General features: G+C 72.6%; 11 protein-coding genes. 6 read left to right on the plus strand and 5 right to left on the minus strand.

Annotation, left to right across the window (positions count from 1 at the left end):
- Positions 1 to 4 precede the first annotated feature (4 nt).
- A complete protein-coding gene (locus tag KIH74_RS05685; RefSeq protein WP_214154702.1) occupies positions 5 to 1231 on the minus strand; it encodes an amidohydrolase family protein in 1227 nt (408 codons plus the stop codon).
- A gap of 128 nt (positions 1232 to 1359) precedes the next feature.
- On the opposite strand from KIH74_RS05685, the gene KIH74_RS05690 reads away from it, so the two are divergent.
- The 4 genes from KIH74_RS05690 (at position 1360) to KIH74_RS05705 (ending at position 4083) form a co-directional block, all read left to right on the plus strand.
- Positions 1360 to 1989, plus strand: coding sequence for a helix-turn-helix domain-containing protein (locus KIH74_RS05690; RefSeq protein ID WP_214154703.1), 630 nt, complete (start codon positions 1360 to 1362; stop codon positions 1987 to 1989).
- 84 nt (positions 1990 to 2073) lie between these two features.
- A complete protein-coding gene (locus KIH74_RS05695) occupies positions 2074 to 2292 on the plus strand; it encodes a hypothetical protein (RefSeq protein WP_214154704.1) in 219 nt (72 codons plus the stop codon).
- Positions 2289 to 2798 carry an NUDIX domain-containing protein gene (locus tag KIH74_RS05700; protein WP_308113610.1) on the plus strand — a complete coding sequence of 170 codons (510 nt, stop codon included), beginning with the start codon at positions 2289 to 2291 and terminating at the stop codon, positions 2796 to 2798. Before KIH74_RS05695 ends, KIH74_RS05700 begins: the two co-directional genes overlap by 4 nt.
- Positions 2799 to 2943: 145 nt before the next feature.
- On the plus strand, positions 2944 to 4083 hold the full coding sequence (locus KIH74_RS05705) for a hypothetical protein (protein ID WP_214154705.1): 1140 nt from the start codon (positions 2944 to 2946) through the stop codon (positions 4081 to 4083).
- An 18-nt stretch (positions 4084 to 4101) separates the two neighbouring features.
- Here the strand turns inward: KIH74_RS05705 and KIH74_RS05710 are convergent, their stop codons facing one another.
- Positions 4102 to 5406 (minus strand): amidohydrolase family protein, encoded by a 1305-nt coding sequence (locus tag KIH74_RS05710; protein ID WP_214154706.1) that lies wholly within the window; start codon positions 5404 to 5406, stop codon positions 4102 to 4104.
- A 94-nt stretch (positions 5407 to 5500) separates the two neighbouring features.
- Between KIH74_RS05710 and KIH74_RS05715 the strand changes: the two genes are divergently transcribed.
- Complete coding sequence (locus KIH74_RS05715; protein WP_214154707.1) at positions 5501 to 6106, plus strand: DUF1349 domain-containing protein; 606 nt, start codon at positions 5501 to 5503, stop codon at positions 6104 to 6106.
- A gap of 178 nt (positions 6107 to 6284) precedes the next feature.
- Entirely contained in the window at positions 6285 to 10319 is a 4035-nt protein-coding gene (locus tag KIH74_RS05720; protein ID WP_246571563.1) for a bifunctional nitrate reductase/sulfite reductase flavoprotein subunit alpha, read from the plus strand.
- Here KIH74_RS05720 and KIH74_RS05725 read toward each other — a convergent pair.
- The 3 genes from KIH74_RS05725 to KIH74_RS05735 are packed head-to-tail and all read right to left on the minus strand — an operon-like array spanning position 10313 to position 12698.
- Entirely contained in the window at positions 10313 to 11137 is an 825-nt protein-coding gene (locus KIH74_RS05725) for an ABC transporter ATP-binding protein (protein ID WP_214154708.1), read from the minus strand. The two genes, KIH74_RS05720 and KIH74_RS05725, sit on opposite strands and share 7 nt — an antisense overlap.
- The gene (locus KIH74_RS35925; RefSeq protein WP_214154709.1) at positions 11137 to 11922 is read right to left on the minus strand and encodes an ABC transporter permease; all 786 of its coding nucleotides are present in this window, start codon (positions 11920 to 11922) and stop codon (positions 11137 to 11139) included. The genes KIH74_RS05725 and KIH74_RS35925 overlap by 1 nt, the downstream gene beginning before the upstream one ends.
- The gene (locus tag KIH74_RS05735) at positions 11919 to 12698 is read right to left on the minus strand and encodes an ABC transporter permease (RefSeq protein ID WP_214154710.1); all 780 of its coding nucleotides are present in this window, start codon (positions 12696 to 12698) and stop codon (positions 11919 to 11921) included. Before KIH74_RS05735 ends, KIH74_RS35925 begins: the two co-directional genes overlap by 4 nt.

The raw sequence follows: 12698 nt of genomic DNA on the forward strand, positions 1-12698 counted from the left end.
TGGTTCACAGGGCTGTTTCGTGGACGACGGACGACCGGGACACCAGCACCCCGCGGTGGATCACCCGGCGTTCGGCCGGGCCGGCGGCCACGACCTCGCCGAGACTGGTGCCGCGCACGGCCAGGAAGTCGGCGACCGCGCCGACGCGGGCGCCGGCCGGGGGCAGGCCGAGCACGGCGCGGGAGCCGTCGGCGATCGCGTGGTAGGCCTCGTCGAGGGTCAGGTGCCCGGCGGTGACCAGCAGCGACGCGGTCTCCAGGGCGTCGGCGCGGCCGACCGGGTTGAACGGGTCGCGCAGGTTGTCGGCGCCGCCGGCCACCGGTACACCGGCGTCCAGGAAGGCCCGCAGCGCGGTCAGGCCGCGGGGGGTGGCGACGGGGTGTTCCCAGCCCTGGAGGTAGAGGTTGGTGATCGGCAGCGAGATGATCCCGATGCCGGCGGCCCGGACCGCCTCGACGGTGGGCGCGAGTTCGGCTGCGGTCATGGTGCCCTGCCGCACGCAGTGCCCGGCCGAGCGCACCCGGTCGGCCGGCCAGTCCGTCACCGATCGCGCGTAGTGCGCGAGGGTCGGTGTGGCGGTGAGGTTCTCGTCGGTGTGGAGGTCGGCGCCGACGCCCCGCTCCCGGGCGATCGCGAGCAGCCGGTCCAGGTCGCGCAGCGGGTCGGGAGCCAGGTGCGGGGCGCCACCGACCAGGTCGACGCCCAGATCCAGGGCGGCGTGCACGACGTCGGTGGGGGTGTCGGGGGCGGCGAGCGCGACGATCTGGAGGTCGAGCAGGTGGCGGACCTGTTCGCGGAGCCCGGTCAGGGCCCGCACGCCGCGCAGCGGTTCGGGGCCGGGCAGCAGGTCGACGTGGGTGCGCACGGCGGTGGTGCCGTTGGCCAGCATCATCCGCAGGGCGGCGGTGGCCCGGGCGGCGATACCGGGGGTGGTCATGGCGCGGCTGTGGGCCCGCCAGGAATCGATGGCCAGGCCGAGATCGCCCATCGGTGGCTGGATCTCGTCCCAGGACAGGGCCTTGTCGAGGTGGGAGTGCGGTTCGGCGGGGGCGGTGAGCAGCAGGAAGCCGGTCAGGTCGAGCCGGTGAGGGTCGGTGACCGCCGTGGGGCGCCCGGCATCCGCGGGGTTCACCGCGGTGACCATCCCGTCGTCGATGTCGACGTCCACCGTGCGGCCGTCCGGCAGCGTGGCACCGGCCAGGCGAGTGACATTCTCGAGCAAACCCGGCATCTGCACTCCCCTCCCGGGACTGATCTTGCGTAGGATGTCGCCGATGTTCCTGTGAGGAACATCGGCGAATCTAGACACCTGTCGTTTCAGCCGTGTCACGCGCGACGTCGAAGCTGTAAAGCCTGCGGATGGAGGCGATCACCGTCAGCGACACCCAGCAGATGCTCGGCGCCCGGATCCGTCAGGTGCGCCGGGCCCGGGGCCTGACCCTGATCCAGCTGGCCGACGCGGCCGGGCTCACCCACGGATTCCTCAGCAAGCTGGAGCGCGGCCTGGCCAGCCCGAGCATGGCCTCCCTGGCCCAGATCGCCCTGGCCCTGGGCACCAGCCAGGTGGAACTGCTGGCCGGGTCCGGGTCCGGGTCCGGGCCCGCGCCGGGCGGGCCCACCGGCCACCACGAGCCTCCCGCCGCCGCACGGGCACCCGGCCCGGTCCGGGTGCAGCGCTCCGGCGAGGGGGTGAGCGGACCCTACGGCCTGGGTCGCGCCCGCCTGCTGACCAGCGGCGACCGGCGTCTCCAGCCGATGCTCAGCGAGGGCGAGAACACCGACCCCGGCGAGTACTTCCAGCACGACGAGGACGAGTTCGTCCACGTGATCGCCGGGCGGGTGCTCGTGGACCTGGGCCCCGGCGACGTGGTGACGCTGGGGCCGGGCGACTCGCTCTACCTCGGCGGGGGCACCCCGCACCGCTGGAGCACCGGCGGGCCCCAGCCGTACCAGCTGTTCATCGTCAAGGAGAATCCGCAGGCCCGGTAGCTGCATCCGGCCCACCCACCAGACCGACGCCGAAGACCCCTCCGCTGCGGTACTTTCCCGCGCACGTGCCGCTACGGTGACCCGATGACGGTGCTGCTGTCGGCCGGCGACGTGCACGGGGCTCTCGACCTGGAGGCTCTCGCACACGGCAGCGGCCACGCGCAGCGACGGTCCGGTGACCTGCCCGCCGAGGGCACCGCGACCTTGCTGTTCCCCGGCCTGGCGGCCGGTTCACCGCCGCCCGCGGGAAACTCGTCATCCCCGATGCCTACCGGCCGGTCGGCGCCTAGCGTGGCAGGGTGATCTACACCGAAGCCGAACACGCCCAGTGGCTCGCCGCCCTGCCCCGCAAGCACATGGGCGCCGGGGTCCTGCTCACCGATCCCGAACAGCGCGTACTGCTGGTCGAGCCCGTGTACCAAGACACCTGGCTGCTGCCGGGCGGCATCGTCGAGGCCGGGGAGTCGCCGCGGGCCGGGGCCTTCCGTGAGGTGCACGAGGAGCTCGGCCTGCGGATGGAACCGGGCCGGTTGCTCGTGGTCGACTGGGGCAGCAAGCGTCCCGACGGCGGGGACAGCCTGAACTGGCTGTTCGCGGGCTCCCCGGTGGCGGAGGCCGAGATCCGCCTCCAGGCCGAGGAACTGCGGGCCTGGGCCTGGTGCACCCCCGCCGAGGTGGATCGCCTGGCGCACCCGCGCATCGCCCGCGAGATCGCGGCCGCCCTGACCGCACTACGCGAGGGTCACACCCTCTACCTGGAGAACGGGCACCCGGTGGATCAGGCAGATCAGCCTCCCACCACGCAGTGAGATCGTCCGGTTACCGGCGGTTTGCTACAGTCCAGGCAGTCAGGCGTCACCGTCCGCCTCGTCCTGCCCGGGGAACGCCATAAACCTCGTCCGACTCACGCCGTTCGAAGCCAGCGCCACCCTCAGCCTCTTCCGGCGCCGCGGGGTGCCGGCCTCTCTCCTGCTGCTCACCGTCCCGATTTTGCTCGGCGGGGTCGGGCTGCTGGCCGCTGTGCAGGGCACGCTGATCCATCACCACGGCGGCCGCACGCTGCACGCCGATCTGCTCAACGTCATCGGCGAGGCCCCGGCCCCCACCGACACGTACTTCCCGTACCTGCGGGACTACCCCACCCTCGTCGTCCTCACCTTCACCGGCCTGACCGTCGCGCTCGCGTACCGCAACTGCGCGCTGATGGAGCGGTTCCTGCCCCGGCTCAAGGCCAACGGCCTGCTGTTCGTGCGGCCCCACGACCTGGACGCCTCGGCCCGGGCCCTGGCCCGGGCCAACCGCCGCTTCCGGCTGATCCGCAGGGCCCGGCCGCTGGTCATGGCGGCCTCTGCCGGGGTCGCCGCGCTGCTCATGCTCAGCGGCCGGACCGGCCCCACCTTCGGCACGCTGGCCCCGGCCGGTTCCGCCGCCGAACGGGAGGCCTGGAGCTCGCAGGCCTACCAGGGCTGGTGGGCGAGCCTGACCGGCCCGCACTGGCTGGGCGCGGTCACCTACTTCGCCGGGGCGTCGTTCATCGTCTACGTCATCCTGAAGCACAACATCATCGGCATCTGCTTCGTGTCGTTCTTCGCCGCCACCGGCCCCCTGCTGCGCTACCGGGTGGACCGCCGCAACCGGGACGGCTACTTCGGCTGGCTGATCATGCGCGACCTGCTGGCCACCGTCTTCGTCTCCCTGACGCTGAGCATCGTGGCCTTCGCGTCCATGTTCATCCTGATCCCGGTGAACTCGGCCCCCTGGACCCTCCCGTTCCTCGTGCTCTACTTCGTCGGGGTGCCGTCGTACGTGATCCTCCCGATGCGCCTGCTGGAACGCGCCGTCGACCGCTACCGGCAGCGGGAGATCACCCTGACCGGCGATGCCTTCCGGCGTGCCCGCGCGGACGACACCCTGCCGGACGCGGAACGGCTGAACCTGAACGCCCTGGAACGGCAGGAGATCCTGGCGATCCAGCAGGCCCGGCCCCAGCTGTTCCGGGGCCGCACCATCGCGGTGACCGCCTCGATCTACATCATCCCGGTCCTCACCTCCACGGCACAGACCGTCCTGTCGTACCTCCAGGTGTCCCACTGAAAAGCCCTGAGCGGCGGCTCACTTCGCCGTACGGCCCCGCACCCGCCGGTTCAGCGCCGTCACCAGCTCCCGCTCGTCCGCGTTCACCAGCTCGTAGTCCCGCACCACCACCCGCCCACCGACCACCACGTGCCGCGGGCGCCGGCCCGGGTTCGCCCACAGCAGCCCGGCGACCGGGTCGGCGACCCCGGCGTCGGCGACCCCCGACACGTCCCACACGCACAGGTCCGCGAACGAACCCGGGCGCAGGTTGCCCAGGTCGGCCCGGCCCAGCCCGGCCGCCGACCCGGCGGTCGCGGCCGACAGCACCTCACGGGCACTCAGCGGGCGTCCCACCAGGGCCGAGACCTGCATCGCCAGGCGGACGTCCGCCAGCAGGTGACCGGCGTCGTTGCTGCCGCCCCCGCTGGTGCCCAGCCCGACCGGGACCCCGGCGTCGAGCAGCGCCGCCACCGGCGCGACGCCCCAGCCCATCGGCACGTCGCAGCCCGGGGCGTGGGTGGCCGTGACGCCTGCGGACGCCAGCCGTTTGATCTCCGGCGCGGTGACGTCGCACAGGTGCGCGATCGTCACCCCGCTCTCCAGCCACCCCCACTCCTCCAGCAGCTCCAGAGGACGGCGCCCGTACCGTTCCAGCGCCACCTCCACGTCCACCTGCTCGTTGGCCTGGGTCCGGCGGCGCAGCCCGAAACGGGCCGCCACCTCGGCCATCAGCTCGAAGGTCTCGCGCCGGTCGCTGTGCACACCGGCCGGGCCGACGGCCAGCTGGAGCATGCCGTCGTGGCTGATCCCGGTGCTCGTACCGGGCAGCAGGGCCTGCACGAGCCGGGTGGCCGAGGCGGCCGCCGCCTGCGGGTCGTCCCCGGCGCTGCCGCGCACGAAAACCAGCCGGGCGCCGAGCTCGCGCGCGGTCCCCGCCACCGCCGAGGCGATGCCGACGTCGTCGGCGCCCTGCGGCCAGGTGAGGTGATGGTCGGCGATCGTGGTGACGCCGCACAGCAGGGCCTCGGCCACGCCCACCCCCGCCGCCGCACGGGCCAGCTCCGGGTCGACCCCGGCCGAGCGGTAACCGGCCGCCATCACGCCCAGCCACTCACGCATCGGCACGCCACGGGTGCCGGGCAGGGTGCGGAAGGCGCTCTGGAACAGGTGGTGGTGGGCGTTGACCAGGCCGGGCGTGACCACGGCCCCCTCGGCGTCCAGAATCTCCGGGCCGGTGACCTCCTGGGCCGCGCTGACCCTGCCCTCCTCGACGAACAGGTTCCCCGAGATCTCGGTGGCCGGGTCGACGAGAATCCTGCTGGCGCCGGTGATCGTGAGCATCCGGTGGTTGTACCAGATGCCCGCGCGGAGAACGGAGAAATCGGCTGCGGACAGCTCTGGGACGGTGACACCAGGCTCTGCAAGGATCATGGTCATGACGACGACCAGCGTGCCCGGTCTGCCCTTCGACCTGACCGCCTCTCCCGACTCCACCTGGACGATCGACGCCGACGTCCTGCGCACCACCGCACACCCCCGCAGTGACATCTTCGTCGACCCGACCTTCGCCACCGATCCCCAGCTCAACGCGTCCACCCTGCTGGCGCTGCCCCCCGGCGGCGACTTCCAGCTCAGCGCCCGGGTGCGCGTGGACTTCGCCTCCACCTTCGACGCCGGCGTGCTGCTGCTGTGGGCCGGTGACCGGCACTGGGGCAAGCTCTGTTTCGAGTACTCCCCGGCCGGCGAGCCGATGGTGGTCTCGGTGGTCTGCCGGGAGATCTCCGACGACGCCAACGCGTTCGTGGTCGAGGACGGCGCGGTCTGGCTGCGGGTGTCCCGGATCGGGCGCACGTTCGCCTACCACGCCTCCACGGACGGAAAGGTGTGGAAGATGGTGCGTTACTTCGCCCTCGACGTGCCCGGCAACGCGGTGCGCGTGGGGTTCGAGGCGCAGTCACCGACCGGTGAGGGCTGCACCGTGGACTTCGACGAGATCCGTTTCGCGCCCGAGCGTCTCGAGGACGTGCGCAACGGGTCCTGAGCCGGCGCTGATCACGCGGACTCACCACACTCACAACCGGGCACCGGCCCGGTGAGTACACCGTAACCTCACCGACAGCCCGGGACACGGGCGCGACATCGGGGCTTCCTACCGTGACGGCGACAGGTGACCAGCATCCGTCCGGATATCAGGTCACCGGCTCAGCCGCAGGAGGGACATGGGAAGCCAGATGACGTCGGTGGCGCCGGTGGCGTCGGTGCAGGACGCCCCGGCCGAGGAGGTCCGCACGGTCTGCTCGTACTGCGGTGTCGGCTGCGGGATCGTGCTGGACGTCGTGCGGGATGCTTCCGGTCGTCGCCGGGCCCTGAAGGCGTCCGGCGACCGGCAGCACCCGGGCAACCGCGGGCGGCTGTGCACCAAGGGCGCCACCAGCGCCCAGCTGCTGGCAGCGCCGGGACGTCTGGAACACGCCCTGGTCCGGGCCGACCGGGCACAGGAACCGGCCGCCACCGGGGTGGACGAGGCGATCGCCGTGGCCGCCGGGCGGCTGCGCGCCATCTGGGACGAGCACGGACCGGACTCGGTGGCGCTGTACGTGTCCGGTCAGATGAGCCTGGAGGCCCAGTACCTGGCCAACAAACTGGCCAAGGGCTACCTGCGCACCAACCAGATCGAGTCCAACTCCCGGCTGTGCATGGCCTCGGCCGGCACCGGTTACAAACTCTCCCTCGGCGCCGACGGTCCGCCCGGCTCGTACGACGACCTCGACCACGCCGACGTGTTCCTGGTGATCGGCTCGAACATGGCCGACTGCCACCCGATCCTGTTCCTGCGGATGATGGACCGGGTGCGCGCCGGGGCCCGGCTGATCGTCGTCGACCCCCGCCGCACCGCCACCGCCGAGAAGGCCGACCTGTTCCTGCAACTGCGGCCGGGCACCGACCTGGCGCTGCTGAACGGGCTGCTGCACCTGCTGGCCGCCGGCGGCCACCTCGACCACGACTTCATCACCGAGCACACCCGGGGCTGGGACACCATGCCCGCCCTACTCGCCGACTACCCGCCCGACGTGGTCGAGGCGCTCACCGGCGTCCCCGAAACCGCTCTGCGCCAGGCCGCCACGATGATCGGCACCGCCGCGAACTGGGTCAGCTGCTGGACGATGGGCCTGAACCAGAGCACCCACGGCACCTGGAACACCAACGCCCTGGTCAACCTGCACCTGGCCACCGGCGCGATCTGCCGCACCGGCAGCGGCCCGTTCTCGCTCACCGGCCAGCCCAACGCGATGGGCGGACGCGAGATGGGCTACATGGGCCCGGGTCTGCCCGGCCAGCGCGCGGTCACCGCCGACGCCGACCGGGCGTTCGTCGAGGACCTGTGGCAACTGCCGGCCGGCACCCTGCGCCCCGACGGCTTCGGCACCGGCACCGTGGACCTGTTCCGCCGGATGGCCGACGGCGAGGTGCGGGCCTGCTGGATCATCTGCACCAACCCGGTCGCCAGCGTCGCCAACCGCCGCACCGTGATCGAGGGCCTGGAGAGGGCCGAGCTGGTCATCACCCAGGACGTGTTCACCGACACCGAGACCAACGCCTACGCCGACGTGGTGCTGCCCGCCGCGATGTGGTCGGAGTCCGACGCCGTCATGGTCAGCAGCGAGCGCACCCTGACCCTGGCCCCGCACGCGGTCGATGCCCCGGGGCAGGCCCTGCCGGACTGGCTGCTGATCGTGAAGATGGCCCGGGCCATGGGTTTTCACGACGGTTTCAGGTATGCCGGTGCGCAGGAGGTGTTCGACGAGATCACCCGGGCCGGCAATCCGCAGACCGGTTACGACCTGCGCGGCGCGAGCTACCCGCGGCTGCGCGAGAGCCCGCTCCAGTGGCCGGTTCCCGCGGGCGGCTCCAGCCGTAACCCGGTGCGGTACCTCAACGACGGCGTCAGTCAGCGTCTTCTCGAACGCGAGGACGGCGTGCGCCCGCGGCTGGCCTTCCCGACCACCGACGGCCGGGCCGTGTTCCATCCCCGCCCGCACACCGACCCGGCCGAGATGCCGGACGAAGACTACCCTTTCGTGATGAACACCGGCCGCCTGCAACACCAGTGGCACACCCTGACCAAGACCGGGAAGGTGGCCTCGCTGAACCGGCTGAACCCGGGCCCGTTCGTCGAGATACATCCGGTGGACGCCGTGCGGCTGGGGATCGCGGAGGGCGACCGGGTGGAGGTGGCCTCGCGACGCGGGCGGGCGGTGCTGCCCGCGACGATCACCGACCGGGTGCAGCCGGGTGGGTGTTTCGCGCCGTTCCACTGGAACGACCTGTACGGCGAGTATCTCAGTGTGAACGCGGTGACCAGCGACGCGGTGGACCCGCTGTCGTTCCAGCCGGAGTTCAAGGTGTGCGCGGTGTCGCTGACCCGGGTGGCCGCGGCCCCCACCGCGGCGCCGGTGGTTCCCGATGCGCCGCAGGAGCTCTCCGCGCCGGGCCGCAGCGTCGTGGTGCTGTACGCGTCGCAGACCGGCAACGCCGAGGAGTTCGCCTCGCGCACGGCCCGGCGGCTGTCCGGCGCGGGTCGTCCCGCCCGGCTGATCATGATGGACGACGTGAGACCGGCCGCGCTCCCCGCCGGCTGCGACCTGCTGGTGATCACCAGTACGTTCGGGGACGGCGAGGCCCCGGACAACGGCAGCGCGTTCTGGCGGTCCCTGGCCGGCGACGGCACCGGGGCCCTGACCGGAACCCGTTACGCCGTGCTGGCGTTCGGCGACTCCAGCTACGACGACTTCTGCGGGCACGGGCGGCGGCTGGACGCCCGGCTGGCCGAGCTCGGCGCCACCGCCCTGCACCGGCGCACCGACACCGAACCACACGACGACGACGTGCGCGACCGATGGCTGGAGCACGTCGTGGGGCGGCTGGCCGGCGAGGGGGCGGCGCCGGGCGAACAGGCCACACCGGACGGCAGGGCCACACCGGACTACCAGGCCACGCCGGATGGCAGAGCCGCGCCAGGCGACGAGGCGGCGCCAGGCGACAAGGCGGCCTCCGGCGACGAGGCGGCCTCCGGCGACAGGGACGGGCCCGGTCACCCGGTGGCCACCCGGAAGAACCCCGGCACCGCGCGCCTGGTCGGCAACCGGCTGCTCGGGCTGGAGGGATCGGCGAAGGAGGTGCGCGAGTTCGTGTTCGACACCGGCGACAGCGACCTGCCGCTGACCTACCGGGCCGGGGACGCGCTGGGGATCCTGCCGCGCAACAGCGAGCAGCTGGTGGAGGAATTCCTTCTCGGCACCGGCCTGGACCCTCAGGCCGGCGCCGAGATCGACGGCGTGGGTGAGGTCTCCGTGCGCGAGGCCCTCTCCGCCCACCTCGACATCAGCCGCCTGACCCCCGGCCTGCTCACCCGCCTGCTCGACCGCACCCCCGACCACACCCCCGGCCCGGCCCCGGCCACGGCCGCCACCCGGCACCTGCGCGGGCTGCTGCGCCCGGGCAACACCGTGGAGCTCGGCAAGTGGCTGTGGGGCCGCCAGCTGCCCGACGCCCTGCGTGAACTCGGCGTCCGGCTCACCCCCGGCGACCTGCCCGGGCTGCTGAAACCGCTGACCCCACGGCAGTACTCGATCTCCAGCAGCCCGCTCACCGACCCGCACCGGATCCGGCTGACCGTCTCGGTGGTGCGCTACCCGGGCCCGGCCGGTCATGCCCGCACCGGGGTCTGCTCGGCCTACCTGGCCGACGCCCCACACGGGCAGCCGATCGAGGCGTACGTGCAGCCGACCCGGCACTTCCGGCCGCCCGCCGGTGCGCGGACGCCGGCCATCATGATCGGGCCGGGCACCGGCGTCGCCCCGTTCCTGGGCTTCCTGGAGGAACGCCGCGCCCTCGGGCACCCGGGCCGCAACTGGCTGTTCTTCGGCGAGCAGCACCGCGCCAGCGACTTCTACTACCACGCCGAGCTCGACCAGCTCTTCCGCGAGGGCACCCTGACCCGCCTGGACCTGGCGTTCTCCCGCGACCAGCGCGCCAAGGTCTACGTGCAGGACCGGATGCTGGAGCACGGCCGCCAGGTGTGGCGCTGGCTGGAGGACGGCGCCCACGTGTACGTCTGCGGCGACGCCCGGCGGATGGCCAGGGACGTCGACGCCGCCCTGCGCCGGATCATCACCCGGCACGGCGGCACCGACCCGGACGACTACCTGAAACGGATGACGGCGCAAGGACGTTACGCCCGAGACGTCTACTGAGGCACCTCCTGGGCCGAATCCGTGGCCGGTGTCTCCCGCAGCCCCTGCTTGGCCTGCTGGATCAGCCGGTACACGTGCGCGCGCAGCTCGGCGAAGCGGGCGTCGGAGCGGGTGGTGAGCTGGTCGCGGGCGGCGGGCAGGTCCACCGTGACGTCCTCGAGGATCACCGTGGGCCGGTTCGACAGCACCAGCACCCGCTGCCCGAGATACACCGCCTCGTCGATGTCGTGCGTCACGAACACGATCGTGACGCCCAGGTGCTGCCACAGGTCGCGCACCAGGTCCTCCAGCTCGGCGCGGGTCTGGGCGTCCACCGCGGCGAACGGCTCGTCCATCACCAGGACGCCGGGCCGGTAGGCCACCGCCCGGGCGATCGCGACCCGCTGCTGCATGCCGCCGGACAGCTGCCAGGGATGGGCGTCCTGGCTGTCGAGCAGACCGACCGCGGCCAGCGCGTCGTCCACCGCGCCCCGCCGCTCCGGCTTGCGCATGCCCTTCTCGATCAGCGGGCGTTCCACGTTCTGCCGCACCGTCATCCAGGGGAACAGGCTGCGCCCGTACTCCTGGAACACCACCGCCATGCCCGCCGGCGGGCCGGTCACCCTCTCCCCGGCCAGCCGCACCTCACCGGCGCTGGGCTCCAGCAGGCCCGCGATGCACCGCAGCAGCGTGGTCTTGCCCGCCCCCGAGGGCCCGACCACGCAGACCAGCTCACCCCGCCCCACCGTGAAGGTCAGCTCCCGCACCGCCTCCACCCGGCGCCCGTGCCCGGTGTAGGTCTTGGCCAGAGCCCGCACGTCCAGCGCGATCTCGTTCATCAGGCTCCCCGATCAGCGTTGCGTGCACCCCGGTGCCAGGCCAGCACCCGGTGCTCGACGACACGGAACACCACCGACAGCACCACCCCGAGCAGACCGAGCACGATGATCCCGGTCCACATCTGCGGGATCGCGAATCCCCGCTGGAACTGCACCACCGACGCCCCGAGCCCGTGGTTGGCGCCGAACAGCTCGCTGATCACCATGAGGATCACGGCGATCGACAGCGCCTGCCGGGCCCCGGCCGCGATCTGCGGGCCCGCCGCCGGCAGGATCACGTGCCGCAACCGGCTGCGGCGCCGCAACCGGTAGCTGCGGGCGGTGTCGAGCAGCACCTCGTCCACCGCCCGCACCCCCTCCACCGTGTTCAGCAGCACCGGCCACACACAGCCCAGCACGATGGTGATCACCTTCGACGCCGATCCGGTGTAACCGGCGAACAACGCGATCACCGGCACCAGCACCGGCGGCGGCACGGCCCGGAAGAACTCCAGCGCCGGTTCGGTCAGGGCCCGCACCACCGGCGACAGCCCGATCGCCACCCCGGCCGCGACCCCGGCCAGCAGGGCCACGGCATACCCGATCAGCAGCCGGGACACGCTCGGCAGCACGTCGGTGCCCAGCCGCTCGCCGAACCAGGTGCCGGGGAACGCCCGCACGACGGTCTCCAGCGGCGGCCAGAAGTAGCTGGTGCTGTTCGCCGTGAGCAGCCACCAGGCCGCGATCAGGACCACGGGCAGGACCACGGCGGCCAGCACCCGTCGTCCGAGACCGAGGATCGTCACGCGGCCACCTCCCGGCGCACGGAGGGATGCCAGTGCAGCAGACGCCGCTCCAGCGCCCGGGCGAAAAGATTGACCAGCACCCCGATCAGGCCCACCACCACGACCAGGGCGTAGGTGCGCGGCACCGCCCCCGACGACTGTGCCCGGCCGATCGCCTGGCCCAGCCCGGGCACCCCGATCACCAGCTCGGCGGTGATCTCCAGGATCAGCGCCACCGCCGCCGCCAGCCGGAAACCGGTGAGCACGTAGGGCAGAGCCGTCGGCCAGATCACCGTGCGGGCGATCGACAGCCGCGAGAACCGGTAGGAGCGGGCCGTGTCCCGGGCCACCGGATCCACGTCGGCCACCCCGTAGAGCACCTGCACCAGCACCTGCCAGGTGGCGGCGTAGACCACGAGCGTCAGCGCCGACTGCGGGCGGCTGCCCCAGATCAGCACCACCAGCGGGATCAGCGCCACCGACGGGATCGGGCGCAGGAACTCGATGGTGGACGACGTGAACTCGCGCAGCACCGGGACACTTCCGATGATCCCGCCCGCCACCACCCCGATCGCCATGGCCACCAGCAGGCCGAGCACCCAGCCGCGCAGGGTCTGGCCGGTCGCCGTCCAGAACGCGCCGGTGCCCAGCAGCCCGCCGAGCTCGGCGGCGGTCTCGCTGGCCGGAGGCAGGTAACGGCGGTCGACCAGGCCGCTGCGCGGCAGGAACTCCAGCACCGCGCCCACGGCGAACAGCCCCAGCAGGCCCAGCATAAGGTCGCGAAGTCTCTGGTTCAT

This window comes from Kineosporia corallincola (assembly GCF_018499875.1).
In the GTDB taxonomy this organism is placed as follows: domain Bacteria; phylum Actinomycetota; class Actinomycetes; order Actinomycetales; family Kineosporiaceae; genus Kineosporia; species Kineosporia corallincola.